Here is a 26,580-nt window from a genome sequence, read left to right as displayed (position 1 = left end):
TTAGGATCGCGTCAGATCATTCCAGCATGCCGCCCCGCTCCAAAGCTTGAGAGGCTCGCTCGTTCTCGCGCGCAGACGCCTCTAACCACTTGGCGGCCGAATTGATGTCTTTCCGCATCTGGGTCAGCACTGGCGGTAGGTTGCCAGTTTGCTTTGGTGGGTGCTCCGTCTCTATGTGCTTCAAAATCTCATGCGCCCGAACCTTGAGTGCTTGCTGAACGGAAGCGTGAAATTGACCTATTCCGCCGTATGAAAGAGTTGTCGTCAATATAAAATAGTACAAATCGAAATCGTATTCTTCTATTGAGTAATCTCCATATTTAAAATCGTATTCATTTGTCTTTTGCACAAAAATTTCGGCACACTTGTTGGCGTTTTTCGTATCCAATTTTGTTTGATAGATTCTTCCTAGTCTTGGGTAAGATCTAAAATCGTTCAATCTTATAGCGGAAAGGTAGTGAATTTTCGCGATATCGGCATTTTCAGGCGCAAATCGACCTTCTTGAGCAAAAACGCCAAGAGCAAAATGTGCAAATCCACTACCCTGCTTTGCTGCAATTTTGAAAAGGCGGATCGCCTCTGCTGGGTCTTTCAAGCGCCCATTCTGACCTTGCAAATAATCAGAAGCCTCCGATATTATTTCGGATTCGATATCATATGCGTTCAATAGATCGTTGTCAGATGAAATATTCTCGGCTGGCGCATCAACATCATATGCTGAACGGTACGATTCCAAACTGTCTGGAGCGTCGATAACAACACGCACTACTTGTGATGTGGGTGCTCTGAAAAACTCCCGATTTGCCGCTTGCCTGAGGCCGGCGGCCTCTAATTGCTTGTGAACAAAACGTTCGGCAGCGTCGCAATCCTCAAATTCCCGCTCGAAAGCCACTATAAATGGAGTCGGGACGCCCGTTGCGTTTGAGAGTTCCTTCACTCGTTCGGATGTTGATCGGCTAGTTTTCCCAACCTTTACTAGGCCCGGAAGACTGCTATTGACCAGAACATACACAAAACCTCTCAATGAAATTTCCTCATGGCTTGGCTCTAAAAAAGTATTTCATTGGAAATTGCTCTGCCGAAGCTGCGATGCGAATCAGCGGCCTGCCAACAGGGGTTTGCATCCACGTCATTTTCGAAAATTGGGGTCAAGAGGGATGCGAACCCTTTCCGATTATGCCCAGACCGAATGTGGCCGTCCCTGAAACAGGGGCACACGCTCTTTTCCAGCGCCATAAATCTCAGGCAAGGCCATGTCGGCGCCCCGCCGCCTCAAGCCGCCTCGATCTCCCGCGTCGCCGCCTCGCGCAGCTTCTCCTCCGTCCAGCCCGCCAGGCTCTTGCCCGCCAGTTCCGCCGCCAGCACCGCGCGGGCGTGAACGACGGGATCGACGCGGACCATGATCTGGCCGGAATAGGGCTTTTCGGGCTTCTTGCCGGCCTTGGCGCAGGTGGCGATGTAGTCGGCAACAGCTTCGTGGAAGGCCGCTTTGAGGCCGCTGACGGTGTCGGCGTGGAAGCTGATGATGTCGGTGATCCCGGCGAGACGGCCGACGAAGATCTCGTCCTCGTCGTCGAACGCCACGCGAGCCATGTAGCCGTTGTGCTTCAGGACGTTCATGGCCTCACTCCAATCGCCGCGAGGAACGCGCGGGCGGCCCTGACCTGATACCGCTTGGCTTCCTTGTCCGGATGGGGTCGGTGGAAGCGGGCGATGACGCCGTTGCACTCGAACCGAACCACGGACCCCGAGCCTTCGATCACCCTGGCGCGGGCTCTGACATGCAGGCTTTCAATGTCCGCCCTTGCGTACCGCCTCTGATCTTCGCCGCAATGGTTGACCGCCTTGGCAAATCCCGCAAGGGTTGCTTGCTCGCAACAGTTGCGAGCGGGGGCTTAGGGGGATTTCATGGATGGCGCTCAATCGCCCGTGAAGGGCGAGACTCTGGCGTTTGGCCACACGATCAAGCCGGGGTCGTTCATCGGCCTCAGCCTGAAAAACGGCCTGCTCAATATCATCACCCTGACGCTCTACCGGTTCTGGGGAAAGACCGAGGTGCGCCGCCGGGTCTGGTCGCACATCACCCTGAACAACGAGCCCTTCGAATACACCGGCAAGGGCAGGGAGCTGTTCCTGGGCTTCCTGATCGCGCTGCTGGCTCTGGGCGTCCCCTATCTGGCGCTGATCCTGGCGATCCAGTTCGTCAGCCCGATGTTCACCCTGCTGATGCTGCCGCTGTACATCGCGATCATCGTGCTGATCGGCGCGGCGATCTTCATGACCTATCGCTACATGGCCAGCCGCACGGTGTGGCGCGGCGTGCGGTTCCAGCTCCGGGGCTCGGCCAACAAGTTTGGCTGGTCCTATCTGGGCTATACCCTGCTCGTCATGATCACCCTGGGCTGGTACGCGCCGGCCATGTCGATGCGCATCGCCGAGAAGCTGTGGGGCGGCATGTCGTACGGAGACCAGAAACTCCGCTGGGAGCGATCGCACGCGGAAGGGCTCTATGGGCCGTTCGCGCTCGCCTGGGTGGCGGGGATCATCGGCTATGGTGTGCTCATCGCCGCCATCGTGCCGCCCATGATCGCGTCGATGCAGGCCGGGACCGAGCCGGGCGTGGCGCGGTTCCTGCTGATCTATGGCTATGCGTTTATCTATGCGCTGTTCGTCATGGTGGCCTCGGCGGCCTATCACGCGGTCCTGATGCGGACCATCGCGCGCTCGATCCGGCTGGGGGAGGCGCGTTTTGCCTTGAACGTGAAGGCGGGCGCGCTGATCGGCCTGACGCTGACCAACCTGCTGCTGACGATCTTCACCCTGGGTTTCCTAACGCCGGTTGTGGTGGCGCGGACGACCAAGTTCATGATCTCCCGGCTGTCCAGCACCGGCGAGGCGCCCCTGGCCGACGCAATGCAGGCCGAGCGGGGACCGAAGACGGGCGAAGGCCTTGCCGATGCCTTCGATGTCTCTCCGTTCTGACGTGGAGGGTCTGCTTTACGACGGCCAGACGTCCCGTCCCTGGCGGGTAGAGGTCAGCCTGGAGGCCGGCCGGGTCACCGCCCGGGCGCTGGACGATCCCGGCGTCGGGATCGACTGGCCGCTGGACGAGGTGCGGGAAACGGCTCATTCCGCCGGCCGCTATCGCCTGACCCGGGGTGATGGCGACGCGCGGCTGATCGTCGAGAGCGAGGCTTGGCGGACCTTGTCCAGGCGCTCGGAAACCGCGATCGCGCGGCGCGAGCGCGGCGCCGAGCGGACGCTGATCGCCGGACTGGTCGGGGCGGGCGCGACCTTCGCGGCGATCGTCTTCGTCGGCGTGCCCTTGGCCGCCGGTCCTCTGGCCCGCGGGACCCCGCCCAAGCTAGAGGCCCGGTTTGGCTCGAACATGGAAGTCCAGCTCAAGGTCGCGTTCCAGCCCTGCAAGGGCGACCGGCGCGGGGCGGCGATCCTGTCAGACCTGGGCGATCGCCTGGCGGAGGGCTCGGATTCGGCGTTCGACATCAGGGTGCAGGCGGTGAGGGCGCCGTTCGTCAACGCCTTCGCCCTGCCGGGCGGAGCGATCCTGGTCACCGACGACCTGATCGCCCAGGCCCGCACGCCCGACGAGTTGGCGGCGGTGATCGCCCACGAGATCGCCCACGTCGAGCGTCGTCACGCCATGCAGGCGGCCTGGCGCTCCATGGGGGCGGGGCTGTTGCTGGACGCCGTCGTCGGCGGCGGTACGGGCGCCGGTCAGCAGACTGTGCTTCTGGCCGGCGGCTTCGCCGACCAGAGGTTCAGCCGCGATCTCGAGACCGAAGCCGATGCGCGGGCCATCGAGCTGTTGCGGGCTCGGAATATCTCGACCCGGGGCATGGCGGACTTCTTCGGGCGGATGGCCAATCGCCAGGATGATCCCCGATTGCGTCGCGCCGCCGAATGGTTTGCGACCCATCCCGACACGGCTGGGCGCGCCAGCCGGGCGGCGGCGGCGGCCTTGCCCGGAACGCCGGCGCTTTCCCAGAACGACTGGCGCCGGGTGAAGGCGGCCTGCCAGGTGGGGGGACGCTAGCGTGAAGCCGGTCTCGCCCACCGTCCGGGGCAAAAACGTCACTCGTCCGACCCCAAATCGGACATTCGACCCATCCCGCATAACGATGTGCGACAAAACATCCAAAAAATCGCTCCAGTAAGGGATTCAGCAACGCGTGGCGTGGACTGATGCGTCCGCCTGCCGGGACCCGCGTATGAATCGCAACAATATCGAGCTGAAGATCTTCGGCCTGATCATGGGCATGGCGGCCGCCATGGTCCTGGTTGCGGCCGGTCTGTTGTTCACCGCCACCCGCCAGGCCGATCTGCGCGAGCGCCAGTACGAACAGACCCTGGTCAGCAATGGCCTGCGTCAGCGCGGCAAGGAAGTTCAAACCAGCCTCAATCCCTATGTCATCTGGGACGAGGCGATCCACAAGCTGGACAATGACTTCGACCTGGCCTGGGCCAACCAGAACATCGGCTCCTCGATCGGCGGCGCCCTGGGCTACAGCGTCGTCTTCGTGCTCGACGCCGACAACAGGCCGATCTACGGCCACATCAACGGCACGGATGTCGCGCCGGAATCCTTCGGCCTTTACGCCGCCCAGACCCAGAAGCTGATCAGCCAGGTTCGCGCGATCGAAACCGACCCCGCCAAGGTCGCCAAGATGCGCGCGGTCCATTTCAGCCGCGTCGAGCTGGTGGGCAACGAGGCGGTGATGATCACCGTGTCCCTGGTGCGTCCGGATTTGAAGGCTAGGACGCGCGGCGCCCGGGCGCCGCTGGTGGTCTCGGGCATGCCGGTCGCCAGCAGCGTGGTGAACGCCTTCTCCGAGCGCTTCCTGCTCAAGAACGCCCGTATCGAGATCGTGCCGGCCAGCCAGATCAAGGGCGAGAACGCCCAGACCCTGCTGGGCCGGGCGCCGGACGGCCGCGGCATCGTGCTGCGCTGGGACCCCCGCAAGCCGGGCGCCGAGCTGCTGCAGCAGGCCACGCCCATCCTGGCCCTGGCCGCCCTGGCCGCCGGCATCGGCGCTCTGATGCTGTTCCGCGTCACCCGCCGCGCCGCCAAGAAGCTGCTGCTCAGCGAGGCCGAGGCCAAGCATCTGGCCCTGCACGATCCCCTGACGGGCCTGGCCAACCGCACCCTGTTTACCGACCGCCTGATCCACGCCCACGCCCTGCTGCGGCGCAAGTCGGGCTATCTGGGGGTGCTGTGCATCGACCTGGACCGCTTCAAGGAGGTCAATGACAGCTACGGCCATGACGCCGGCGACCAGGTGATCCGCGAAGTCGCCCGCCGCCTGCAGGCCATCTGTCGCGAGACCGACACCATCTGCCGCCTGGGCGGCGACGAATTTGCGATCATCCAGCCCGACACCACCCCCGCCGGCTGCGCCACCCTGGCCCAGCGCGTGGTCGAGGGTCTGTCGGGCGATCTGGACCTCAGCATCGGCCGCGCCGAACTGTCCTGCTCGGTGGGCGTGGCGGTGGTGTCCGACGCCGACGAGGGCCAGGCCGAGATGCTGCGACAGGCCGATGTCGCCCTGTACCGCGCCAAGGAATCGGGTCGCGGCCGCTACTGCTTCTTCGAGCCGGAGATGGACGCCGCCCTGCGCCTGCGCAAGGGCCTGGAGCGTGACCTGCGCGCCGCCATTGACCAGGAGCGCCTGACCGTCGCCTATCAGCCCCTGACCGACGCGCGTGGCGTCATCCAGGGCGTCGAGGCCCTGGCGCGCTGGCGCGATCCCGAGCGCGGCGACATCTCGCCCGCCATCTTCATTCCGCTGGCCGAGTCCACCGGCCTGATCTCCGCCATCGGCCGGTCGGTGTTCCGCCGTGCCTGCTATGACAGCCTGCGCTGGTCGGGGCTGGAGGTCTCGGTCAACGTCTCGGCCCTGCAGCTGTCCGCGCCGGGCTTCGTCGACGAGATCGAGCAGATCCTGGCCGAGACGGGGGCCAAGGCCGCCGACTTCGTGCTGGAGATCACCGAGACGGCCTTGCTGAAAGACAGCGACGGCGTTCACGACGCCCTGCGTCGCATCAAGCGCCTGGGCTTCCGTCTGGCGCTGGACGACTTCGGCACCGGCTATGCCAGCCTGGCCTATCTGCGCCGCCATCCGATCGACAAGCTGAAGATCGACCGCTCCTTCGTGTCCACCCTGTCGCCCGACGGCGAGGTCACGTCGGTGGCCGGCGCCATCATCAGCCTGGCCAAGTCGCTGGGCCTGAAGACGACGGCCGAGGGCGTCGAGACCCAAGCCCAGTTCGACACCCTGGTGAAGCTGGGCTGCGTCGAGTTCCAGGGCTTCCTGCTGGCCCGGCCCATGCCCGCCGAAGACATCGCCGCCGCCCGAGACGCCCGCCAGGCGCTGGCGAACGCCGCCAAGGTCTCGGCCCGCCAGCGTCGCTAGAGCGTTATTCGGCGAAGTGGATACCGGTTCGCCGCCGAAATAACGCTTCAAAACAAGAATCTAGAGCAAACGACATGATTCAATCATGGCGACTTTTGCTCTAGACGCCTTCGCAAAGGAAGGCTGGTCAACCGGCGTTCTTGCACGGCATCCTCCGTCTCAACAGGGGCGCTGACCTCTGAGCTTGGGAAGGATGCGGCGTGGATCATCAAGGCGTGAGTCGGCGAGGCCTGGGGGCCATGCTTCTGGGGGGCGGGGTCGTCGGCGGGGCGGCGCTAGGCCTGTCGGGATGCGCGCGCGGGCCGGACACCGAGCTTGATCCCAAATCCCGGCAATTCCCGCAGGACTTCCTCTGGGGCGTGGCCTCGGCGGCCTTTCAGACCGAGGGCGCCCAGAACGTCGATGGGCGGGGCCCCAGCGTCTGGGACGTGTTCGAGAAGAAGCCGGGCATCGTCGTCGACGGCTCCGACGCCACCGTCGCCACTGACAGCTATCGCCGCTACGCCGACGACGTGGACCTGATCGCCGGGGCGGGGCTGGACGCCTATCGCTTCTCGATCTCCTGGACGCGAGTGTTGCCGACGGGGGAAGGGGCGATCAATCCGGCGGGGCTGGACCACTATTCAAAGATGGTCGACGCGATGCTGGCCAAGGGGATCACGCCCTATGCCACGCTGTTCCACTGGGACCTGCCCCAAGCCCTGCAGGACAAGGGCGGCTGGAAGAACCGCGACACGGCCCTGCGCTTCGCCGACTACGCCCATGCGGTGGTCGACCGGCTGGGCGACCGGCTCAAGCACTATATCGCCCTCAACGAGGCGGCGGTTCACGCGGTGTTCGGCCATGTGCTGGGCGAGCACGCGCCGGGACTGAAGGACATGGATCTGCTGGGGCCGACGGTCCACCACATGAACCTGGCTCAGGGGCTGGCGATGCAGGCCTTGCGGGCCGGGCGGAGCGACCTGTCGGTGGGCACCACCATGGCGCTGCAGCCGTGCCGGCCGGCCGGCGGCGAGCTGGCGTTCTGGAACCGTCTGGCCTCGGACGGCCTGGACGCCCTGTGGAACCGCGCCTGGCTGGATCCCCTGTTCAAGGGAACCTATCCCAAGGAAGTGCAAGACCTGCTGAAGGCCGGGGTGTTGCGCGACGGCGACATGGCCGCGATCCGCCAGAAGGTCGACTTCCTGGGGGTGAACTATTACGCGCCCGCCTATGTGCGGCTGGACCTGTCCTCGCCCAGCAAGATCGCGCCCGCCAATCCGCCCAAGGGCGCGGAGCTGGACGCCTTTGGCCGCCACATCGACCCGTCGGGTCTGTTCCAGGTGCTGGAGACAGTGCGCCGCGACTATGGCAATCCGCCGGTGCTGATCACCGAGAACGGCTGTTCCGACCCGTTCAGTCGCGGACCGGCGGTGATCGACGATACGTTCCGGATCAACTATCTGCGCCGCCATCTGGAAGCGGTGCTGGCCGCGCGCGAGGCGGGCTCGCCCATCGGGGGCTATTTCTGCTGGACCCTGCTCGACAATTTCGAGTGGGACCTGGGCTACACGTCCAAGTTCGGCCTGGTGGCGCACGACCGGGCCACCGGCGTGCGCACGCCCAAGGCGTCGTATGGGTGGTTCAAGGCCCTGGCGGCAAGCGGGGCGCTGCCGGTCAAGCCGTAGGGCGTACCGGCGCCACATAAGATCAAAAACGTTGTCATCCCGGACAAGTCCGGCGAAAGCCGGGCGCAGATCCGGGACCGCCGGAAGCGCCTGCGTTCAGGCGTCGGTCCCGGATCTTCACGCTTCGCGCTCGTCCGGGATGACAACCGCTTTTGATCAGATGCAATAATCCGCCCTTCAGGGGGAGGGCGTCAGTCCGGCTTGCAGACCAGCACGTCCTTGCCGTCGCGCTTGGCGGGCTCCAGGCGGCCGGGGCAGGGCTTGGGGTCGGCGAAGTCGATGATGAACTCCGCCTTGGCCGACGCTGTGGGCTTGGTCACAACCGGCTTGGCGGCGACCGGCTTCGTCGCGACCTTGGTTGCTGGCGGCTTGGCCACGGGCTTGGCCACGGGCGCGGGCTTGGGCGCCTCGGTCACCACTGGTTCAGACGGCGCGGCCTGTTCAACGGCAGGCGCCATCTCGGGCGCGGGAGCCGGTTCCGGCAGGGCCTCGACGGCCGATGCAGGGGCCTGTTCGATCGGCTTGGCGGCGTTGTAGATCAGGGCCTTGCCCAGGATATTGGACTTCTTTTCCAGCGTCTTGGCGCGGGTTTCGCAGTCGCCGGGCGGCGACCAGCTCATCCACACCTGGGCCAGGCGCGCCTTGTTGGCCGAATCCGCGCCGCTCCAGACCGAGCGGCCCTTCTTGACCGCCGCGCCGCCATATTCCGAGATTGGACGCGGGCTGGCCTTTTCGGCCGCCGTGATCGCCGCGGTGAACACCTTCATGTCGGCGCGGGCCTGGGCGCGCATCTCGGGATAGGTCTTCAGCGAGGCCGCGACCCCGTCGGGCCCGGGAAAGGCCTTCTCGATGCGGGTGACTTCCGGCATCACCTGGTCATAGAGATCGACATAGCCGCCCAGAGCGCCATAGCACCACGCGACATAGCCATAGTCGTCGCTGGGCGGCGTGGCGGCGGGAGCGACGGGCGCCTGACCCATCATGGCCAGGGCGAGAAAGAGGGCGGTCGCCATGCGGGCGGAAGTCCTTTTGAGGTCTGTGACGCTTTGACTAGAGCATTTCGGAGCGGAATGGGACCACAGCAAGGCGCCTTTGGCGTCAGCACGTTCCCAAGCTGGGCCATAACGGGCGAGGAGGCGAAAGGCTCCAGCATGAATTCGGGTTCATCCCACCGGCCCTGGGGTGGGGCAGGCGGCGGAATATGTTAGAAGGCCGATAGAGAGCGTGATCCGTATCGCGTTGTCGCGCGTACCTTTCCTGTCGTCACGTCCTCGCCATCACCCCGCCACCCTTTTGGGCTTTCACCGCTTCCATGACTTTCTGGCGCAACATCGCAACCATAGCCGCGCGCCGGCTTGACCTGGCCGACTGCCCGGACTGTCCGGCGGGTTTGCCAGGCGAGGATCCGGCGTTCTCGACGGCGGTCACGGCTCTGGGCGCCAAGCTGGCCAAGGCCGACGGCCGGGCCGACGGGCACGAGTTCGCCGCCTTCAGCGAGGTTTTCCAGCCCGATCCGGCCTCGGAAGACAACATTCACCGCCTGTATGACCTGGCCCGTCAGACCACCCATGGCTTTGAAAGCTACGCCAAGCGCCTGGCGAAACGCTATCGCACCTGCCCGCAGATCCTCGAGGATGTGGTCGACGGCCTGTTCCACATCGCCAAGGCTGACGGCATGGTGACCCAGGTCGAGCTGGATTATCTGGAGCGGGTGGCCGATCTTTTTGGCCTTTCGCCGCTGGCCTTTCGCCGGCTGCGCGCCGTGCATCTGGGATCGGGCGCCGATGATCCGTACATGATCCTGGACGTGGCGCACGACGCCGACGACGCTGCAGTGCGCTCGGCCTGGAAGGCAGCCCTGTCCGCCGCGCACCCCGATCGCGCCCGCGCCCGGGGGCTGCCCAGCGATTTCATCGAGGTGGCCGAGGCCAAGTCGGCGGCGATCAACGAGGCCTTCAGCACCGTGATGCGCGAGCGTCGCGAGCTGGGTCTGGCGACTGTCGGTTGACCCGCGCCGTGCGAGTCGCGGCGCGAGACACTATGTCTCGGGCGAAATGGGCTTTTCAGATCGATCACGCGGGTGTTGAGTTGACCTTCAGTGTCCGTGCACCAACCTTGTTGACCATAAGTGCTGAGTTGCGGCGTTCACGCTGAGAAGGGACGATCAATGACGGGTTCGACCACGATGACCGGCGGTTCTGCTCTGCGCAGCCTTGCATGGCTGGCCGGTGCGCTGGCGACCTCCGCTGCTGTCGTCATCGGCTCGGTGCTGGCCGTCGTCTTCGCCGCCACGGTGGTGGTCATCGGGTTCATGGGCAGCGCGCTCTTTGGTCTGGTGGCTCTGGCCCTGCGGGCCCGGCGCACCGTCCAGGCCAAGACCAGCAGCGATCCGACCCTGATCGAAGCCCGCAATGTCGGCGGCCATTCCTGGGTCGCCTACGGCTGGAACGAGCGGCCCTAATCTCCAACAGCTGAATTCCCGCCTTCCCCAACGTCGCCCTTGCGGCGAGCGTCGGTGTGGCCGATGCTGCTTTCAAACAAGCGTTGGGAGGCGAGCATGATCGGTGTAGTGGCGACCTTGAAGGTCCAGGTCGAAAAGACCTCAGAATTCGAAGCGGTATTCCTGGATCTGGCGGCCAAGGTGAAGGCCAACGAGCCCGGCTGCCTTCTCTATCAGCTGACCAAGAGCAAGACCGAGGCCGGAACCTACAAGGTCCTGGAGCTGTACGCCTCGATGGATGACCTGAAGGCGCACGGCGGCACCGACTATTTCAAGGCCGGCGGCGCGGCGATGGGGCCGTTCATGGCCGGTCGTCCCGAGATCGAATATCTGGACGCGGTGGAGTAGCAGTCATGGATCTCGCTTTTTCGCCTGAAGACCTGGCCTTCCAGCAGGAGGTCCGCGACTGGATCGCCGGCGCTTATGACGACGATCTGCGCCGCCAGATGAGCCAGTCCAAGAACGGCTATCTGGACAAGGCCGGCCAGGTGAAATGGCAAAAGAAGCTGGCCGAGCGTGGCTGGGCCGCGCCGGACTGGCCGGTCGAGTGGGGTGGTTGCGACTTCACCGCGTCGCAGCGCTACATCTTCAACATGGAACTGAGCCTGGCGGGCACGCCAAACCCCTCGCCCATGGGCCTGAAGATGTGCGCGCCGGTGGTCCTGGCGTTCGGCACCGAAGAGCAGAAAAGGCAGCACCTGCCGCCGATCCTGTCGTCCGACATCTGGTGGTGCCAGGGCTATTCGGAGCCGGGTTCAGGCTCTGACCTGGCCTCATTGCAGATGAAGGCCGAGCGCGACGGTGACGACTATGTGCTGAACGGCTCGAAGATCTGGACCACCCAGGCCCAGTGGGCCGACTGGATGTTCTGCCTGGTGCGCACCTCGACCGAGGGCAAGCCCCAGAACGGCATCAGCTTCCTGCTGCTCCGCATGGACAGCCCCGGCATCCAGATCAAGCCGCTGCCGACCCTCGATGGCCCCGCCGAGGGCGAGCAGGAGATCAATCAGGTCTTCTTCGACAATGTCCGCGTGCCGATCGCCAATCGTATCGGCGAGGAGAACAAGGGCTGGACCTACGCCAAGTACCTGCTCGAGTTCGAGCGCGGCAACGCCTATGCGCCGGGCCTGATGAACATGATCCGCAAGGTGCGCAAGATCGCAACCCTGGAGCTGGCCGACGATGGCGGCCGCCTGATCGACGATCCAGACTTCCGTTCCAAGATCGCCAATCTGGAGATTTCGGTCGAGGCGCTGAACGCCGCAGAACTGCGGATCTTCTCGGGTCGCAGCGCTGGCAAGGCGGTGGGACCGGTCTCGTCGATGCTGAAATGTGTGGGCTCGGAGGCCCAGCAGGCCATCACCGAACTGACCCTGGAGGCGGTCGGAACCTATGCCGCGCCGTTCGTCCGCGACACCTGGGCGCCGACCAATGAAGGCCGGGCCGGCCCCGACTATGCCGCGCCCGCCGCGCCCACCTATTTCAGCTACCGCAAGGCTTCGATCTATGCCGGATCCAACGAGATCCAGCGCAACATCATGGCCAAGATGGTGCTGGGCCTCTGAAGGCCGCCGTCCTTCGGAGCTCGCCAAGCGGGCTTCGAGGGACGCCTGGCGCCTCAGCCAGATACAGGTTCGGTTGCAGTTTTTCTGCATAGTCCACAATCGCAACCCGCTCCATAACCTCTCCCAACACCGACCCTCCTTCGGAGCGCCCCATGGCCCTCGACTCTCTCTTCAAGCCGTTCGAATTCAAGGCGCTGAAAATGCCCAACCGGGTGGTGATGGCGCCGATGACCCGGTCGTTCTCGCCAGGCGGCGTGCCCACCGACGACGTGGCCGCCTATTACCGTCGGCGCGCCGAGAACCAGGTCGGCCTGATCATCACCGAAGGCACGGGCGTGGCCCGCGACGCCTCGCTGAACGACGCCAATGTCCCGCGCTTTCACGGCGAAAAGGAACTGGCGGCGTGGAAAAAGGTGGTCGACGAGGTTCACGCCGCCGGCGGCCTGATCGCGCCCCAGCTTTGGCACGTCGGCGCAGCCAAGGGTAAGGATGTCCTGGGCAAGATCGATAGCCCCTCGGGCCTGTCCAAGGCCGGCGGCAACCCCTTCACCGAGCCGATGACGGAAGAAGAAGTTGCCGACACCATCGCCGCCTTCGCCGACGCCGCCCGCAACGCCAAGCTGCTGGGCTTTGACGCCATCGAACTGCACGGCGCGCATGGCTATCTGATTGACCAGTTCTTCTGGGATGGCACCAATGTCCGCGACGACGCCTTCGGCGGTCCGACCATCGCCGCTCGCAGCAAGTTCGCCGCCGAGATCCTGAAGGCCGTTCGGGCCGCGGTGGGTCCCGACTATCCGGTGATCATCCGCATTTCGCAGTGGAAGCAGCAGGATTACGCGGTCAAGAACGCCCCGACCCCGCAGGAGCTGGAGGCCTGGCTTTCGCCCCTGGCTGACGCCGGCGCAGACATCTTCCACTGCAGCCAGCGCCGCTTCTGGGAGCCGGAATTCGAAGGCAGCGACCTGAACTTCGCCGGCTGGGCCAAGAAGCTGACCGGCGCCCCGACCATCACCGTCGGCTCGGTGGGCCTGTCGGGCGAATTCATCGCGGCCTTCGGCGGCGAAGGCAGCCAGCCGGCCTCGATCGACGGACTGCTGGAGCGCCTGGATCGCGGCGAGTTCGACCTGGTCGGCGTGGGGCGCGCCCTGCTGCAGGATCCGGAGTGGGTCGTGAAGATCCGCGATGGCCGCAATGACGAACTGAAGAACTTCGAACGCGAAGCCCTAGGCGTTCTTTACTAGGCTTTCGGCCCTCCCCCTGAAGGGGGAGGGCTATCGCCTGTGGCTCAGACGCCAAAGAATTTGTCACCCCGGACAAGCCTGGCAAAGCCGGGCGCAGATCCGGGACCGACTTGGAACGCGGCGCTCAGGCGTCGATCCCGGATCTTCGCGCTGCGCGCTCGTCCGGGATGACAGCCGTTTTTGGTCATATGCGAGTGCCCTCCCCCTTCAGGGGGAGGACTTTTCCCTACCCGTTGAAGTTCAGCTTCAGCCCAGGCCTCGGCCACCGCGTCTTGTAGAGCTTGCCGGTCCCCGAGGCCGTGATCCACGCATCGCGCATGTCGGCCCCGCCAAAGCAGATGTTGGTGACGATCACGTCCGGGAAGGCAAAGTGCTCGGTCGACCCGTCGGTATCAAAGGCGGTGATCCCGCCATTGATGATGGTCGCCACGCAGACCTTGCCGCCGGCCTCGACCGCCAGGCTGTCGAGCAGCTGATAGCCCGGCAGGTTGCAGACCACATTGCCTGGCGCGAAGCCGGCTGCGGGGGGCAGCACGCCGGGCTCGGCGATGTCGAAGGACCACAGCCGGCCCAGCGAGGTGTCGGCCATGTAGACGGTCTTCTCGTCGGGCGAGAGGCCCACGCCGTTGGGCGAGACGAAGTGGTCGCGCTGCCGCGTGATCTTCGAGCCATCGGTCAGGGCGTAGTAGAGCGCGCCGAACTTGCGGCCCTCGGGCGTGCTGCAGCCGTGGTCGGTGAACCAGAACCCGCCCTGTTTGTCGAACACCAGGTCGTTGGGGCCCACCAGGGCCTTGCCGTCGCATTCGGTGTAGAGCGTCGTGATTGCGCCGGTCGCCAGGTCAACCCGCTGGATCGAGCCGCCCGTGTGGCTGGGCGGGGTAGGGCCGGGCACGTTCAGGCCGCCCATGTCGATGAACTGGAAACTGCCGCCATTGTTGGTGACATAGATCGCGCCGTCGGGACCGATGGCCGCGCCGTTGGGCCCGCCGCCGGTCTGCGCCACCGTCTCGCGCTTGCCGTCCGGGGTGATGCGGCTGAGCCGCTGGCCCTGGATCTCGGTGAGGATCACCGAGCCGCCGGCCATGGCGATGGGGCCCTCCGGAAACAGCAGGCCTTCGGCCACGAGTTCGATGTCCATCACGTCTCTCCCTGTGCGCCTCTGACGGGCGGATGGGGGGACTATAGCCGGCTGTTTCGACGCGGGGCTAGGATGACCCAAGGGCAGCGCTTGGCGCGGCCACTTCGGGGACAAGGGCGCGCATCACGGCCGCGATCAGGCTTTCCCGGTGGATGGGCTTGGCGACGTGGTCGTTCATGCCCGCCAGTCGGCAGCGCGCGATCTGCTCGGGCATGACGTCGGCGCTCAGGGCGATGATCGGGGTACTGGCCACAGCGCCGGGCAGGGCCCGGATGGCGCGAGTGGCGGCCAGACCATCCATGATGGGCATGTGGACATCCATCAGGATCAGGTCGAAGCCGCCGTCGCGCGCAGAGGCCACGGCCTGGGCGCCATTCTCGGCGGTGGTGACGACGCAACCGGCCAGGGTCAGCAGCGCGTGGCCCAGTTCCCGGTTCATCGGATGATCGTCAACCAGCAGCACGCGAGACGCCCCAGGGATGACCATCTCCAGACTACCGGCGCCGACCGTTTCGGTCGCGTCGACCGGCGTCGCCGGCAGGGTGATCCAGAACCGCGAGCCCTGGTCGGGGACACTCTGAACCCCGATCTGGCCGCCCATCTGGTTGATCAGGGCCTTGCTGATCGCCAGGCCCAGACCCGCGCCGCCATAGCTGCGGCTGATCGAGGTATCGGCCTGGCTGAAGCGCTGGAACAGGCGAGGCTGCACCTCGGATGCGATGCCGATGCCGGTGTCGGCGATCTCGAAGCGTATCGCTCCGGCTGACGGGTCCAGGTCCATGCGCGCCGACACTTCGCCGGCGGCCGTGAACTTCACGGCGTTGGCCAGAAGGTTCAGCAGCACTTGGCCCAGGCGCACTTCATCGAGGGCGAAGACCGCGGGCTTCCCCGTTTCGTCGCCGTGGAGGCTCATCGTGAGCCGAAGGCCCTTGGCCTCTGCCGCAGGCGCAACGATCGCCACGGCGTCGCCCAACAGTCGCGCGGGAGAGGCGGGCGCCAGGTTCAGATCCATTCGGCCCGCCTCGACCTTGGCGAAGTCCAGCAGGTCATTGACGATCCCGGCCAGCGATCGCCCGGCGCGGCCAACCAGGTCCAGCCGCCGCCGGCTCTCGGCCGAAAGGCCGGGATCGTCGGCGACCAGGCCGGCAAAGCCCAGCACGCTGTTGAGCGGGGTGCGGATCTCATGGCTGATCGTCGCCAGGAAGTCGGACTTGGCGGCGTTGGCGGCGATGGCCCGCGCCTGCGCAGCCCGCGCGACGGCCTGGCCGCGCAGCAGCAGGGTCTGCAATCGAGCCTGGCGGCTGAGCGCCAGGGCCGCGACCATGCAGACTCCATACAGGACGATATGGAACATCAACGCCTGGCGCAGGGGCGGCAGGGCGCTGTCGGGGTCGATGCCGGTCTTGCGGATCACCGCAGGGATCGTGGCCGCCAGGGACGCCGTAACGACCAGGGCCACAGCGCGCGGTCCGCCCAGGAACACCGCCAGCAACGCAGGCGCGAACAGCAGGGACTGCAGGAGCGGTTGGGTGGAAAATACGGCAGCGGCGGTCAGCGCTGCGATCAGGGCCATGGCCGAAGCCTCAAGCGGGCGTAGCCGGAAACCCCGCATCAGGCGGGTGTCGAGCAGGATCAGCACGGTGGGCAGGGCCAGAGCCATCCCCAGAACATTGGGCATCGTCCAGTCGTTCCAGCCCGTCCAGAAGGCCTGCCCTCGCAGCACGGCGAGCAGGCCGCTGATGCAAACCGAGGATGCCGCAGTCAGGAGCGCCGAGATCGACACCAGCAGCGTCAGGCTGCGCATGTCGCGCACGCGGCCGGGAAGCCGCAGCATACGCAAGACCGTAGCGATGGCGGCGACCTGGAGCGTGTCGAGGCAAGAGACCAGAAGCAGGTGAGGCAGGGGCATGCTGAAGGGCAGCTGGATCAGCACATGCAACAGCAAGGTCAAGCCCAGCAGCGCCCAGCGATCCGAGCGTGGCAGGGCCAGAAGCCCCGCGACCACGACCGCGTTGGCCGTCCAGATGGTGGGCAGGCCGCTCGCCGCCTCGGCCAGCAGCAGGCTGTATGCCATGCAGGCGGTGTAGGCGAGCGAGAGGCCCGTCAGCTTTCGCCAGTTGGCCGGCGCCGTGTGGAGATAGATGCTTTTGGGCACGCTACTGTTCTCTGACCGCAGGCCGACCTTACGCAGCACCCCGGATTTTTTGGTTAAGGCGCGATCGCGGCCTGGTGTCGCAACCCGCCGGGCCCGATCTAGAGCATTTTCCGATCCGACTGGATCGGTGAAATGCTCTAGTCTTTTGTTTTAACGCATTTTCTGACGACGAACCGGCGTCCACTTCGTCGGAAAATGCTCTAGCCGCCCAGGCCCAAAAGGATGATCGCCGCGAGGAACAGCACCATAGCGATGGCGCAGAAAATCAGCAGCAGAACGGTTCGCCACATCGCCGAGAAAGTCGACAGGCCGTAGGCGCCTTTCAGTTGAGCAAACATGTGAGCGGGCGGCGCCATCAAGGCGATCGGGAGCACGAAGCCGCTGAGCCAGGGCACTTGGCCAATCAGGCTCAGCACCATGCTCAACATCGCCATGAAGGTTAGCGAGTACAGTACAAAGACGCCATGATCATAGAGCGTAAATCCACGCTTCCATAGAAACAGTATCGCCATGAACGGTATGGAGAGTGGAACTAATAGAAACGAAAATTTGTAGAGAGTCTGTTGAATTTTGTAGAGGGCGAGGTCGGGGTTCGCCAGCTTCTTGAGGATCTTCTTGTTTGTCTCTTTGCCGCCGATGACCTGAATCTTGACGTCCTCTTTCGTCACGGCGTCGCGCATCGTGGCTTGCCAACTGCCAGGCGCCAGACCATCCGGGCGGGGGGCCGCCTTCGCCTCCATTTGCAGCTGTGTCACCCTGTTGCTGGCCTCGGCCAGACCATCGGCCGCCTCGTCGAGATCCTCTGTGGCCTTGGCCAGCAGCGCTTTTGCGTTCGCGGCTTCTGATGGGCTGGCGGTCGCGACATCCTTCTGAGCCTCGGCGAACTCACCCTTGGCTCGGGCGATCGCTTCGTGAGCGGCGGCGACCGATTGGCGCGCCGCCGTCTCGCTGTCGTGGGTGGCGGCCATCTTGAAGGCTTTGTCGCCGCCAAAGCTCAGGATGAAGAACATCAGAAAGATCGTGAACAGGAACAGGCCCAGCGGCGAAACATACCGCGAGCGCTTGCCTTCGACCCATTCGCGCGTCAGGCGGCCGGGATTGCTCACCAGCAGGGGCACGGTGCGCCAGATGCGCCCGTCGAAGTGCATCACCCCGTGCAGCAGTTCCTCGCCCAGATGCAGCAGCGAGCGGTGAACGTGGGTCGGCTGGCCGCAATGGGCGCAGAAGTTGCCGCTGACGGTTTGGCCGCAATCGGTGCAGGCGCCGGAATGAGCCTCGCCCGCCTTGCCCTGCGGCTTTTCCAGGGCGCTGCCCACCAGTCCGCCGGTAACCGCCCCGCCGGCTGCATCCATGTCGATCATCAGTCCGCCCTTTGCCCCGCGCCGTCTCTGCCCCGAGCCGGCGCGATCGTCAAAAGATTCGCCTCGCCCTGGGGCGCGCGGAGCGGAGTTTAGCGGCGCTCGAGCACACGGAAGATGAAAGCATGGTCATCGCCATCGCCGGCCTGGTGCGTTTCGCGGCGGACCTCGGTCCAGGCGGCCTCGTCGAACGCGGGGAAGGTCACGTCGCCGTCCACCGTGGCGTCGACTTCGGTGACGTAGAGCCGCTTGGCCTTGGGCAGGGCCATTTCGAACAGCGCCCGGCCGCCGATCACGCAGACCTCGTCGACGCCGTCGTCCTGCGCCTGTTCGCGGGCCATCTGCACGGCTTCCATGAAGCTCTCGCAGACCACGGCCTTCTCCGACTCGAAGCTGCCGTCGCGCGTCAGCACAATGTTCATGCGGCCGGGCAGGGGCTTCTTGGGCAGGCTGTCCCAGGTCTTGCGGCCCATGATGATCGGCTTGCCAAGGGTGTTGGCCTTGAACAGGGCCAGGTCTGACTTCAACCGCCAGGGCAGGTCGCCATCGCGACCGATGACGCCGTTGGCGGCGCGCGCCACCACGATGGAGAGGAGTGGGATCATGATCCCCTGCTTAGCCCCGGCCCATCACTGACGCCAGCCAAGAGACCTTGCCAGTTATCTGAACGTCGTTAACTTGCGAGCGGGGAGAACCAGCATGACCATATCGGCCTTCGAGATGCACATGGCCCGCACCGGCGGTGTCGAGGTTCTGCAGGGACGCTCCGTCGTGCTGGATCCGCCTGGCCCGGGCGAGGCGCGGGTGGCGATCGAGGCGGCGGGCGTCGCCTTTGCCGACATCGTCATGCGCACCGGGCTCTATCCTGGGGTCAAGGCGCCGGTCACGCCGGGCTATGATCTGGTCGGCCGGATCGAGGCGCTGGGACCGGGGGTCGAAGACCTTGCGGTAGGTCAGCGCGTGGCCGGCCTGACCGTGACAGGCTCCTATGCCGATCGCCGCAATGTCCAGTTCCGCCATCTGGTCGCCGCGCCCGAGGGCGTGGCCGCCGAGGCCCTGGTGGCCGGGGTGCTGAACGGCCTGACGGCCTGGCAGATGTTCAACCGCGTCGCCTCCGCCCAGGCGGGTGAGTGGGTTCTGGTGCACGGCGCCGCAGGCGGCGTCGGCGGCCTGCTGCTGGATCTGGCCCGTCTGGCGGGCGTGCGGGCGATCGGCACGGCCTCGGCAGGCAAGCGCGCCGTGGTCGAGGCCAAGGGCGGGGTCTATGTCGACTATCGCCGGGAGCCCGTCGCCGAGCGAGCCCGCGCCATCTCCGGCGGCGGCGTGGTCGCAGCCTTTGACCATGTCGGCGGCCCGCACCTGAAGACGGCCTCGATCGCCGCCCTGCGCGACGGCGGTACGGCCGTGCTCTATGGCGGCTACGACGCCACCAAGGGCGGCAAGATGCGGCCTGCGGCGATGATCCGCATGCTGCTGGCCGATCGATTGTCGGCGCTGAAGCTGTTCACGGCCAGCCAGGGTGTGGTCGGCTACAACGTCACCTCCTGGCGTGACGCGCGTCCGGACGCCTATCGGCAGGATCTGGCGGCGGTGATGGCCCTGATCGGCGACGGGCGCTTGAAGCCCGAGATCGGCCGGATCTTCCCGCTGTCAGAAGCCAGCGCGGCCCAGGCCCTGCTGCAGTCTGCGGCGGCGACGGGCAAGATCGTACTGAAACCCTAGGCTGAAAGCCGATAAATCAGCGCGTCCTCAAGATACACGCCATTGATCCGGTTGCGACTGAACCGCACCCGGCTATTGCCTTCGACATTGATAACACCGCGAAGCGCGCTGACGACCGATCGGTTCGGGTCGACAACATCGACCTTTGCCAGATCCAGCAGGTCCTTTCGCGCTGATCGGTGAATGGCCTTCGAGACGTCTAGATAGAAGCTTGTGATGTCTTTCCGCTCTTCTTGGAAAGCAATCACAAATCGCCAACGGGCCGCGTCGCCATCGTAAAGCCAGAGAGCGCTCCGAAGCGGCAGGTCCTGCTCGTCAAGAAACGTGACGAGCCGGCCCGCTGCGTCGATGTCTTCGGTCACCAGTGCGTCTTCAACCATGGCAGGACTCCAGCCGCTGGATCGCCGACAGCTGTCAGCATTCGATGGGCCGTGAATGGATCGACTGTCTCATATCGCGATGTCTCTTTCCATCCACTGACGAAGGCCCAATTTGCGTCGAACTGAGGATCGAGTGTCTTGGCGTCGTCAAGCGCGGTCTTTAGGCCAGAAAGAGAAATCAGTTCAGCCAAGTTATGAGTGTGAACCGCGTTCACGAAGCGTGGCGATGGGATGACCTGAGCTCTGAACGAAAGCGCTACAACGGCCTTCAGGCCACATTCAATTGAATAGCCTGAAAGATAGTAGGCAGCACTAAAACGCTCAGCTTGGAGCAGGACCTCGGCGTCGCGGAAGCGCATCTGAGCCAGAGATTTCAAGCTCTCAAAGCTGGGATCGGCCATCGCCCTAGACCGAAACTTCGGCCTTGATGTGCGGGTGGGCCTCATAGCCCTCCAGCGTGAAGTCCGCGTATTCGAACCCGAACAGGTCGCGCTTGTCGGCGATGGTCAGGGTCGGGAAGGGGAAGGGCTCGCGGGTCAGCTGTTCGCGGGCCTGGTCCAGATGGTTCAGATACAGGTGGGCGTCACCGAAGGTGTGGACGAACTCGCCCGGCTCCAGCCCCACCACCTTGGCGACCATCAGGGTCAGCAGGGCGTAGGAGGCGATGTTGAACGGCACGCCCAGGAAGACGTCGGCGCTGCGCTGATAGAGCTGGCAGCTCAGTTTCCCATCCGCGACGAAGAACTGGAACAGGCAGTGGCAGGGCGGCAGGGCCATGTCCTCGACATCGGCCGGGTTCCAGGCCGACACGATATGGCGGCGGCTGTTGGGATTGGTCTTCAGGCCCTCGATCAGGGTCTGGATCTGGTCAATGGATCCGCCGTCGGGCGTGGCCCACGAGCGCCACTGCTTGCCATAGACGGGGCCCAGATCGCCGTTCTCGTCGGCCCACTCATCCCAGATGCGCACCCCGTTTTCCTTGAGGTAGGCGATGTTGGTGTCGCCCTTCAGAAACCACAGCAGCTCGATGAAGATCGAGCGCAGGTGCAGCTTCTTGGTGGTCAGGACCGGGAAGCCCTTGGACAGGTCAAAGCGGATCTGCCGGCCAAACACGCCCAGCGTGCCGGTGCCGGTGCGGTCGCCGCGCTGGACGCCATTTTCCAGGATATCGGCGAGCAGGTTCAGATACTGCCGCTCGGGATGGTCGGCGGCAGCCTTGGGCGGGGCGAGGACGGCGGTGCTCATGACCCGTAGAGTGGCTGCGAATCGATGGTTTGCACAGTGTGAGGCAGGAACGGTCCACAGCGGTGAAACCATTTTCCCGACCGGACTTCCGCTTTTGTGGGCCCTTAGGCCTTGGCCGCCTTCAGCACGGTCCGTCCCACATCGGCGATCACCGCGTCGCGCTCGGCGTCCGGCGCCGTCGAGCCGCTGAGGAACACCGCCACGGCGAACTGGCGGCCGTCCTTCAGGCGGTAGAGGCCGATATCGTTGCTGGCCGGGGTCATGCCCAGGTCAGTTCGGGCGCTGCCCGTCTTGTGGGCCAGGCTGGCGCCTTCGGGCAAAGCGGCCTTCAGGCGGCCCTGTCCGGTGGTCGTCGCCGTCATGATGGCCAGCAGCCGATCGGTCGAGGCCCTGGAGATCAGCTGACCCGCCTGCAGCGCCGCCAGGAAGCGCACGGCGGCGCCGGGCGTGGCCGTGTCGCGCGGATCGGCCAGATAGTCGGCCATGGCCCGGCGGCGCATGGCGTCCGGAACCGCCATCATGACCGGTCCATAGGCCGGGCCCCGCCAGTCGGCGCGGAACGAGGCCATGCCCGAAATCTCGGGCTGCAGCTGTCGCTCATAGCGATCGATCCGGAAGTCATGAATGTTGTTCTGGTTTAGCCAGGCGGTCAGGGCGCCCGGCCCGCCGATCCTGTTCAGCAGCACGTCGGCGGCGGTGTTGTCGCTGGTCCCGCTGGCCGCTTCCAGCAACTGCGCGATCGTGTAGTCGGTCCGCCCGGGCCAGGCCTCGGCGATCGGGCTGAAGGGCGGCGACAGGTCGATGTCGCGGATCGTCACCACCTCGTCCAGGCGGATGCGGCCCTTGTCGACCTCCGACAGCACGGCCGCGCCCAGCGGGGCCTTGAACACGCTCTGCAGCGGAAAGCGCCGCTCGCCGTTGAAGGTCACGGTCTGGCCGGTCTGGGCGTCGCGCACCGCCACGCCCAGCACGCCCGGCGCGGCGCGGTCGGCCAGGGCCTGCAGGCTGTGGGTCAGGGGCTCGACGTCGAGCACCGGCTCCAGCTGGCCCAGCATGGGCTCTTGCGTGCAGCCCGCGCTCAGGGCGCCAAGGCAGACGGGGGCGGAAAACAGGAAGGCGCGGCGATGCATGGATGTGGTCTCACACGGGCGAACGCGGCCGTAAACGCGGGTCTGGCCGGTTGGGGACTTGCATCGGAACGCACAGCGGCGGCAAAGGGACGTCATGAGCCAGTCTTTCGCCCCGCCCTGCGTCATCCTCAACGAGCCGCAGATGGCCGAGAACATCGGCGCCGTCGCCCGCGTGATGGCCAATTTCGGCCTGGCCGACCTGCGCCTGGTGCGGCCGCGCGACGGCTGGCCCCAGGAACGCGCCTGGCCTTCGGCCTCCGGCGCCGACTGGCCGCTGGACAACGCCAAGGTGTTCGACACCCTGGAAGAGGCCATCGGCGACTTGAAACTGGTGTTCGCCACCACCGCCCGCCCGCGCGAGACGCGCCTGCCGGTGCTGACCCCGCGCGAGGCCGCCGCCCAGCTGTCGGACGATGTCGCCCAGGGCCGCGCCGTCGGCCTGCTGTTCGGCGGCGAACGCGCCGGGCTGGAGACCCACGACATCGCCCTGTGCCAGGGCATTGTCAGCATCCCCATCGACGAGCGCTTCCGCTCGCTGAACCTGGCCCAGGCCGTGTCGATCACCGCCTATGAGTGGAAGATGACGGTCGATGACCGGCCGTGGGTCAAGTTCGAGCAGAACGTCGAAGACCCCGCCGACCAGTCCAGCCTGCTGGGTCTGTACGGCCAGCTGGAAGACGAGCTGGAAAAGGCCGGCTTCTATCACCCGCCGGAAAAGAAGCCCTCGATGGTCCGCAACCTGCGCGCCCCCCTGGCCCGGGCGCGGCTGACCGAGCAGGAGGTGCGCACCTTCCGCGGCATGGTCACCGCCCTGTCGCGGGGCCGGGGCCGGGTGCTGGCCAAGCTGGCCGAGAAGGCCAAGGTGGCCAAGGGTGAGGGCGAGGGCTAGTCGCGCGCCATGACCGGGATCACCGCCGATTGATCCATGTCATGGCCGGGCGCGCTCGATGGGGCGACGGGTTGGGTCTCAACCCGTGAACGGAGCCTCACCCATGACCCCTGATGCAAGAACCCTGGTCGTGGTGGCCGATGGCCACCGCGCGCGTCTGTTGGAACAGCCGCGCATCGATGGTCCGCTGCACGATCGCCCCGAATGGCTTTCGGGCCTGAAGGAGCATCACCCCCATTCGCATGGCCCGGTTCCCCATGAAGGTGATCCGCACGACCTTGCGGAGCGGGCCTTCGTGAAGGACCTCGCCCATCGGCTGGAGGGCGTCGCCCGCGAGCAGCCGTTCGACCAGATGATCCTGATCGCCCCGCCCCGCGCCCTGGGCCATCTGCGCGACGCGCTGTCGCCCAGCCTCGCGCACAAGGTCATCGGCTCCAATCCCCATGAGCGGGTCGACGCCCCGATCATGACGCTTGAGGATGTGGTTCACGGCGTCCGTCGCGACGCGACGGCCTGACATTCTGTCTGTTCCCCTTGGGCCCGGATCCCCGGATCGGCGCCCAAGGGGGCTGACGCCCGTCCCGCAATGGCGCTAACCTCTGTTCAAACAGATGTTGGGGGCGAAGCGTCATGAACCGTCGCGAACTGCTGGCCGTGGCCGGCGCGCTGGGCTTCGCGCCTGGACTGGCCCTGGCCGGCGAAGATCCCTCGGCGACGATCGCCCGGGACGCCTGGCTGTTCGCCTTGCCCTGGATCGAGATGGCCACGACGCGGGGGCGGGTGCTCAAGCGCGGCGCGCGAACCAACCGGATCTATCACCGGCGCGATCTGTCGGATCACCAGGATCGCAGCGTCACCACGCCCAACAACGACACCCTCTATTCGCTGGCCTGGATCGACCTGACCCAGGGGCCTGTGACCCTGACCATCCCGCCCAGCGGCAAGCGCTATGTCTCGGCGGCGATCCTCAACATGTTCACCGACAATGACGTGGTGCTGGGCACGCGGGTGAATGGCGGCGAGGGCGGGGTCTTCACGATCGTCGGTCCGGGGCAGAGCCTTGAGGGCGACAGGGTGGTGCGTGTCCTGACCCCCCACGCCTGGGTCCTGGTGCGCACCCTGGTCGACGGCCCGGCCGACATGGCCGCCGCCCGCGCGGTGCAGAGCGGCTTCAAGGTCAGCGGATCCAAGGCCGCCAAGCCGCCCGCCTATCTGGAACGCGACGCCGAGCCGGACGCCTATTTCGCGACAGCGCGAGCCTTGCTGGCTGCAGACCCGCCGCGCGCGGTCGACGCCGCCTTTGTCCAGCGGGCGGCGGGGCTGCTGACCGAAGGCCCGTTCGACGCCGCCGCGATGGCGGCCGGAGTCGCCCAGGCCAAGGCGATCGCCAGGCTGGCTTCGGGGCGCGTGGCCTTCATTAACGGCTGGTCCTATCCCAAGCCCAATCTGGGCTTTCACGGCGTCGACTATGGCTATCGCGCCATTGTCGCCCTGCAGGGCCTGGGCGCCTTGCCGGTCGCCGAGGCCATGTACATGAAGGCGGCGGGCGACAATGACACCGGCCTCTATGACGGCGACGGTCTCTATCGCTTGACCCTGCCGGCCCAGCTGCCGCTGGACGGCTTCTGGTCGCTGTCGATGTATGAGGCCACGCCCGACGGCCAGTACTTCTTCACCGACAACCCCATCGACCGCTATGCCATCGGCGACCGCACGCCGGGCCTGAAGCGCCAGGCCGATGGAACCCTGGATCTGTGGATCAGCCGCACCGACCCGGGCGGCGATCGCTCGGCCAACTGGCTGCCCGCGCCCAAGTCGGGACCGTTCTCGATGACCCTGCGGACCTATCTGCCCCGGGCCGAGCTGCTGAGCGGCCAGTTCCGCTTCGCCCCGATCGTGAAGGTCTAGGCCATGAGCGACCTGCGCGCCGCCGCCGCCGAGGCGTTCCTCTACACCCTGCCGCTGATCGAGATCGCCGCCGTCCGGGCCCGCGGCCTGGCGGTGGGATCGCCGATGAACGCCTTCGCCTCGATGCGCAACCTGGCCGACCATCGCGCCCGGGCGGTGACGACGCCCAACAACGACACCTTCTACGCCACCGCCCAGCTGGACCTGTCGGAAGGCCCGCTGACCCTGACCGTGCCGGCTGGTGGCGAGCGCTATGTGTCGCTGCAGCTGATGGACGCCTGGTCCAACAGCTTTGCGGTGCTGGGCACGCGGACCACCGGTCCCGACGGCGGCACCTTCACCCTGGTCGGGCCGGGTGACGAAGCCGGCGTCGGGCCCGGCGTGATCCGCGCGCCCACCCGCCACGTCTGGGCCCTGGCCCGTATCCTGGTGACGGGGCCCGAAGATCTGGAGGCCGCGCGCCTCGTTCAGGCGGGCTTCACCGTCCAGGGCCCGGCCGCGCCGCCGGTCGCCGACTATGCGCGGCGCAGCGATCCCTGGCCGGCCTATTTCGCCAGCGCCGACCTGCTGATGAGCCAGAACCCGCCGCCGGCCAGCGACGTGGCCCTGCTGCGCCGCATCGCGCCGCTAGGTCTCGGGACCGGACGGTTCGACCCGGCGGCCTTCACCGCCGAGGAAGCCGAGGCGATCGCGGCCGGACTGGAAGACGGCCGTCGCGCGGCGCGTTCGGGCGGCGGACTGTCGGGCGAGGGCTTCATCGAGGGCTGGGCCTATCCGCGCGCCAAGCTGGGCGACTTTGGCCAGGACTACAGTCTGCGCGCCGCCGTCGCCCTGGGCGGACTGGCCGCCCTGCCGCTGGTCGAGGCCACCTATCTGCGCGCCGGCCATCAAGGGCAGGGCCTGTTCGACGGGACCCGGAACTGGCGACTGCATATCCCGGCCGACAGACCCATTCCGGTCGACTCGTTCTGGTCGCTGAGCCTCTATGAGGCCACGCCCGAGAAGCAGTTCTTCTTCACCGAAAACCCGATCAACCGCTACGCCATCGGCGATCGCACGCCGGGTCTGGTCTGGAACGCCGACGGCTCGCTGGACCTGTGGATCGGTCATGCCGAGCCGGACGCCGAACGGGTGAGCAACTGGCTGCCCGCGCCGGCCGGCCCCTTCGCCCTGTTCATGCGCGCTTACCTGCCGCAGCCACAATTGCTAGACGGTGGCTACCGCCTGCCCCCTGTCGAGGAGATCTGA

General features: G+C 65.9%; 25 protein-coding genes. 14 read left to right on the top strand and 11 right to left on the bottom strand.

Annotation, left to right across the window (positions count from 1 at the left end; translation table 11 throughout):
• Nucleotides 1-16 precede the first annotated feature (16 nt).
• Nucleotides 17-1,012 carry a GIY-YIG nuclease family protein gene (locus tag ACN2C7_RS14560; protein WP_419317689.1) on the bottom strand — a complete coding sequence of 332 codons (996 nt, stop codon included), beginning with the start codon at nucleotides 1,010-1,012 and terminating at the stop codon, nucleotides 17-19.
• Between the two features lie 260 nt (nucleotides 1,013-1,272).
• Entirely contained in the window at nucleotides 1,273-1,620 is a 348-nt protein-coding gene (locus tag ACN2C7_RS14555) for a type II toxin-antitoxin system HicB family antitoxin (RefSeq protein WP_419317688.1), read from the bottom strand.
• A 288-nt stretch (nucleotides 1,621-1,908) separates the two neighbouring features.
• Here ACN2C7_RS14555 and ACN2C7_RS14550 point away from each other — a divergent pair, with 288 nt between their 5' ends.
• From ACN2C7_RS14550 to ACN2C7_RS14535, 4 genes are all read left to right on the top strand, one after another.
• The gene (locus ACN2C7_RS14550) at nucleotides 1,909-2,982 is read left to right on the top strand and encodes a YjgN family protein (RefSeq protein ID WP_419317687.1); all 1,074 of its coding nucleotides are present in this window, start codon (nucleotides 1,909-1,911) and stop codon (nucleotides 2,980-2,982) included.
• Nucleotides 2,966-4,054 carry a M48 family metallopeptidase gene (locus ACN2C7_RS14545; protein WP_419317686.1) on the top strand — a complete coding sequence of 363 codons (1,089 nt, stop codon included), beginning with the start codon at nucleotides 2,966-2,968 and terminating at the stop codon, nucleotides 4,052-4,054. The genes ACN2C7_RS14550 and ACN2C7_RS14545 overlap by 17 nt, the downstream gene beginning before the upstream one ends.
• Before the next feature lie 175 nt (nucleotides 4,055-4,229).
• Nucleotides 4,230-6,431, top strand: coding sequence for a putative bifunctional diguanylate cyclase/phosphodiesterase (locus ACN2C7_RS14540; protein ID WP_419317685.1), 2,202 nt, complete (start codon nucleotides 4,230-4,232; stop codon nucleotides 6,429-6,431).
• Nucleotides 6,432-6,631: 200 nt separating this feature from the next.
• On the top strand, nucleotides 6,632-8,098 hold the full coding sequence (locus ACN2C7_RS14535; protein WP_419317684.1) for a GH1 family beta-glucosidase: 1,467 nt from the start codon (nucleotides 6,632-6,634) through the stop codon (nucleotides 8,096-8,098).
• A 191-nt stretch (nucleotides 8,099-8,289) separates the two neighbouring features.
• On the opposite strand, the gene ACN2C7_RS14530 is transcribed toward ACN2C7_RS14535, so the two are convergent.
• A complete protein-coding gene (locus ACN2C7_RS14530; protein ID WP_419317683.1) occupies nucleotides 8,290-9,111 on the bottom strand; it encodes a hypothetical protein in 822 nt (273 codons plus the stop codon).
• A gap of 299 nt (nucleotides 9,112-9,410) precedes the next feature.
• Here ACN2C7_RS14530 and ACN2C7_RS14525 point away from each other — a divergent pair, with 299 nt between their 5' ends.
• The 5 genes from ACN2C7_RS14525 to ACN2C7_RS14505 all read left to right on the top strand — a co-directional run bounded on the left by ACN2C7_RS14525 (nucleotide 9,411) and on the right by ACN2C7_RS14505 (nucleotide 13,407).
• Nucleotides 9,411-10,106, top strand: coding sequence for a TerB family tellurite resistance protein (locus ACN2C7_RS14525; RefSeq protein WP_419317682.1), 696 nt, complete (start codon nucleotides 9,411-9,413; stop codon nucleotides 10,104-10,106).
• Between the two features lie 159 nt (nucleotides 10,107-10,265).
• Nucleotides 10,266-10,559, top strand: a complete 294-nt coding sequence (locus tag ACN2C7_RS14520) for a hypothetical protein (protein WP_419317681.1) — start codon at nucleotides 10,266-10,268, stop codon at nucleotides 10,557-10,559.
• Nucleotides 10,560-10,655: 96 nt separating this feature from the next.
• Nucleotides 10,656-10,946: a putative quinol monooxygenase gene (locus ACN2C7_RS14515; RefSeq protein WP_419317680.1), complete on the top strand. Its 291-nt coding sequence runs from the start codon at nucleotides 10,656-10,658 to the stop codon at nucleotides 10,944-10,946.
• Between the two features lie 5 nt (nucleotides 10,947-10,951).
• Complete coding sequence (locus ACN2C7_RS14510) at nucleotides 10,952-12,163, top strand: acyl-CoA dehydrogenase family protein (RefSeq protein WP_419317679.1); 1,212 nt, start codon at nucleotides 10,952-10,954, stop codon at nucleotides 12,161-12,163.
• A gap of 152 nt (nucleotides 12,164-12,315) precedes the next feature.
• Nucleotides 12,316-13,407, top strand: a complete 1,092-nt coding sequence (locus ACN2C7_RS14505; RefSeq protein WP_419317678.1) for an NADH:flavin oxidoreductase — start codon at nucleotides 12,316-12,318, stop codon at nucleotides 13,405-13,407.
• A gap of 226 nt (nucleotides 13,408-13,633) precedes the next feature.
• Here ACN2C7_RS14505 and ACN2C7_RS14500 read toward each other — a convergent pair whose 3' ends face one another.
• The 4 genes from ACN2C7_RS14500 to ACN2C7_RS14485 all read right to left on the bottom strand — a co-directional run bounded on the left by ACN2C7_RS14500 (nucleotide 13,634) and on the right by ACN2C7_RS14485 (nucleotide 18,663).
• The gene (locus ACN2C7_RS14500; protein WP_419317677.1) at nucleotides 13,634-14,545 is read right to left on the bottom strand and encodes an SMP-30/gluconolactonase/LRE family protein; all 912 of its coding nucleotides are present in this window, start codon (nucleotides 14,543-14,545) and stop codon (nucleotides 13,634-13,636) included.
• Nucleotides 14,546-14,612: 67 nt separating this feature from the next.
• The gene (locus ACN2C7_RS14495) at nucleotides 14,613-16,700 is read right to left on the bottom strand and encodes an ATP-binding protein (protein WP_419317676.1); all 2,088 of its coding nucleotides are present in this window, start codon (nucleotides 16,698-16,700) and stop codon (nucleotides 14,613-14,615) included.
• Between the two features lie 200 nt (nucleotides 16,701-16,900).
• Nucleotides 16,901-18,061 (bottom strand): DUF3667 domain-containing protein, encoded by a 1,161-nt coding sequence (locus ACN2C7_RS14490; RefSeq protein ID WP_419317675.1) that lies wholly within the window; start codon nucleotides 18,059-18,061, stop codon nucleotides 16,901-16,903.
• An 89-nt stretch (nucleotides 18,062-18,150) separates the two neighbouring features.
• Nucleotides 18,151-18,663: a dihydrofolate reductase gene (locus tag ACN2C7_RS14485; protein ID WP_419317674.1), complete on the bottom strand. Its 513-nt coding sequence runs from the start codon at nucleotides 18,661-18,663 to the stop codon at nucleotides 18,151-18,153.
• A gap of 94 nt (nucleotides 18,664-18,757) precedes the next feature.
• On the opposite strand from ACN2C7_RS14485, the gene ACN2C7_RS14480 reads away from it, so the two are divergent.
• Entirely contained in the window at nucleotides 18,758-19,780 is a 1,023-nt protein-coding gene (locus tag ACN2C7_RS14480) for a zinc-binding dehydrogenase (protein ID WP_419317673.1), read from the top strand.
• On the opposite strand, the gene ACN2C7_RS14475 is transcribed toward ACN2C7_RS14480, so the two are convergent.
• The 4 genes from ACN2C7_RS14475 to bla all read right to left on the bottom strand — a co-directional run bounded on the left by ACN2C7_RS14475 (nucleotide 19,777) and on the right by bla (nucleotide 22,535).
• A complete protein-coding gene (locus ACN2C7_RS14475; RefSeq protein WP_419317672.1) occupies nucleotides 19,777-20,160 on the bottom strand; it encodes a hypothetical protein in 384 nt (127 codons plus the stop codon). The genes ACN2C7_RS14480 and ACN2C7_RS14475 overlap by 4 nt on opposite strands.
• Nucleotides 20,139-20,561: a hypothetical protein gene (locus tag ACN2C7_RS14470; protein WP_419317670.1), complete on the bottom strand. Its 423-nt coding sequence runs from the start codon at nucleotides 20,559-20,561 to the stop codon at nucleotides 20,139-20,141. Before ACN2C7_RS14470 ends, ACN2C7_RS14475 begins: the two co-directional genes overlap by 22 nt.
• 4 nt (nucleotides 20,562-20,565) lie before the next feature.
• On the bottom strand, nucleotides 20,566-21,405 hold the full coding sequence (locus tag ACN2C7_RS14465) for a thymidylate synthase (RefSeq protein WP_419317669.1): 840 nt from the start codon (nucleotides 21,403-21,405) through the stop codon (nucleotides 20,566-20,568).
• A gap of 104 nt (nucleotides 21,406-21,509) precedes the next feature.
• Complete coding sequence (gene bla, locus ACN2C7_RS14460; protein ID WP_419317668.1) at nucleotides 21,510-22,535, bottom strand: class A beta-lactamase; 1,026 nt, start codon at nucleotides 22,533-22,535, stop codon at nucleotides 21,510-21,512.
• 94 nt (nucleotides 22,536-22,629) lie between these two features.
• Here bla and ACN2C7_RS14455 point away from each other — a divergent pair, with 94 nt between their 5' ends.
• The 4 genes from ACN2C7_RS14455 to ACN2C7_RS14440 all read left to right on the top strand — a co-directional run bounded on the left by ACN2C7_RS14455 (nucleotide 22,630) and on the right by ACN2C7_RS14440 (nucleotide 26,580).
• Nucleotides 22,630-23,424 carry an RNA methyltransferase gene (locus ACN2C7_RS14455; RefSeq protein ID WP_419317667.1) on the top strand — a complete coding sequence of 265 codons (795 nt, stop codon included), beginning with the start codon at nucleotides 22,630-22,632 and terminating at the stop codon, nucleotides 23,422-23,424.
• Between the two features lie 103 nt (nucleotides 23,425-23,527).
• Complete coding sequence (locus ACN2C7_RS14450) at nucleotides 23,528-23,941, top strand: host attachment protein (protein ID WP_419317666.1); 414 nt, start codon at nucleotides 23,528-23,530, stop codon at nucleotides 23,939-23,941.
• 113 nt (nucleotides 23,942-24,054) lie between these two features.
• Nucleotides 24,055-25,332: a DUF1254 domain-containing protein gene (locus ACN2C7_RS14445; protein WP_419317665.1), complete on the top strand. Its 1,278-nt coding sequence runs from the start codon at nucleotides 24,055-24,057 to the stop codon at nucleotides 25,330-25,332.
• Nucleotides 25,333-25,335: 3 nt separating this feature from the next.
• Complete coding sequence (locus ACN2C7_RS14440; protein WP_419317664.1) at nucleotides 25,336-26,580, top strand: DUF1254 domain-containing protein; 1,245 nt, start codon at nucleotides 25,336-25,338, stop codon at nucleotides 26,578-26,580.

Origin of the sequence: Caulobacter sp. ErkDOM-E (assembly GCF_048541895.1) — a bacterium.
In the GTDB taxonomy this organism is placed as follows: Bacteria; Pseudomonadota; Alphaproteobacteria; order Caulobacterales; family Caulobacteraceae; genus Caulobacter.
Note: the sequence above shows the minus strand (reverse complement) of the source record. Positions and strands in the feature narration are given on the sequence as shown.

Coding starts and splice junctions, on each gene's coding strand:
- ACN2C7_RS14555 (WP_419317688.1), bottom strand. CDS start 1,620: ATGAACGTCCTGAAGCACAACGGCTACATGGCTCGCGTGGCGTTCGAC.
- ACN2C7_RS14550 (WP_419317687.1), top strand. CDS start 1,909: ATGGATGGCGCTCAATCGCCCGTGAAGGGCGAGACTCTGGCGTTTGGC.
- ACN2C7_RS14545 (WP_419317686.1), top strand. CDS start 2,966: ATGTCTCTCCGTTCTGACGTGGAGGGTCTGCTTTACGACGGCCAGACG.
- ACN2C7_RS14540 (WP_419317685.1), top strand. CDS start 4,230: ATGAATCGCAACAATATCGAGCTGAAGATCTTCGGCCTGATCATGGGC.
- ACN2C7_RS14530 (WP_419317683.1), bottom strand. CDS start 9,111: ATGGCGACCGCCCTCTTTCTCGCCCTGGCCATGATGGGTCAGGCGCCC.
- ACN2C7_RS14525 (WP_419317682.1), top strand. CDS start 9,411: ATGACTTTCTGGCGCAACATCGCAACCATAGCCGCGCGCCGGCTTGAC.
- ACN2C7_RS14520 (WP_419317681.1), top strand. CDS start 10,266: ATGACGGGTTCGACCACGATGACCGGCGGTTCTGCTCTGCGCAGCCTT.
- ACN2C7_RS14515 (WP_419317680.1), top strand. CDS start 10,656: ATGATCGGTGTAGTGGCGACCTTGAAGGTCCAGGTCGAAAAGACCTCA.
- ACN2C7_RS14510 (WP_419317679.1), top strand. CDS start 10,952: ATGGATCTCGCTTTTTCGCCTGAAGACCTGGCCTTCCAGCAGGAGGTC.
- ACN2C7_RS14505 (WP_419317678.1), top strand. CDS start 12,316: ATGGCCCTCGACTCTCTCTTCAAGCCGTTCGAATTCAAGGCGCTGAAA.
- ACN2C7_RS14500 (WP_419317677.1), bottom strand. CDS start 14,545: ATGGACATCGAACTCGTGGCCGAAGGCCTGCTGTTTCCGGAGGGCCCC.
- ACN2C7_RS14490 (WP_419317675.1), bottom strand. CDS start 18,061: ATGATCGACATGGATGCAGCCGGCGGGGCGGTTACCGGCGGACTGGTG.
- ACN2C7_RS14485 (WP_419317674.1), bottom strand. CDS start 18,663: ATGATCCCACTCCTCTCCATCGTGGTGGCGCGCGCCGCCAACGGCGTC.
- ACN2C7_RS14480 (WP_419317673.1), top strand. CDS start 18,758: ATGACCATATCGGCCTTCGAGATGCACATGGCCCGCACCGGCGGTGTC.
- ACN2C7_RS14475 (WP_419317672.1), bottom strand. CDS start 20,160: ATGGTTGAAGACGCACTGGTGACCGAAGACATCGACGCAGCGGGCCGG.
- ACN2C7_RS14470 (WP_419317670.1), bottom strand. CDS start 20,561: ATGGCCGATCCCAGCTTTGAGAGCTTGAAATCTCTGGCTCAGATGCGC.
- ACN2C7_RS14465 (WP_419317669.1), bottom strand. CDS start 21,405: ATGAGCACCGCCGTCCTCGCCCCGCCCAAGGCTGCCGCCGACCATCCC.
- bla (WP_419317668.1), bottom strand. CDS start 22,535: ATGCATCGCCGCGCCTTCCTGTTTTCCGCCCCCGTCTGCCTTGGCGCC.
- ACN2C7_RS14455 (WP_419317667.1), top strand. CDS start 22,630: ATGAGCCAGTCTTTCGCCCCGCCCTGCGTCATCCTCAACGAGCCGCAG.
- ACN2C7_RS14450 (WP_419317666.1), top strand. CDS start 23,528: ATGACCCCTGATGCAAGAACCCTGGTCGTGGTGGCCGATGGCCACCGC.
- ACN2C7_RS14445 (WP_419317665.1), top strand. CDS start 24,055: ATGAACCGTCGCGAACTGCTGGCCGTGGCCGGCGCGCTGGGCTTCGCG.
- ACN2C7_RS14440 (WP_419317664.1), top strand. CDS start 25,336: ATGAGCGACCTGCGCGCCGCCGCCGCCGAGGCGTTCCTCTACACCCTG.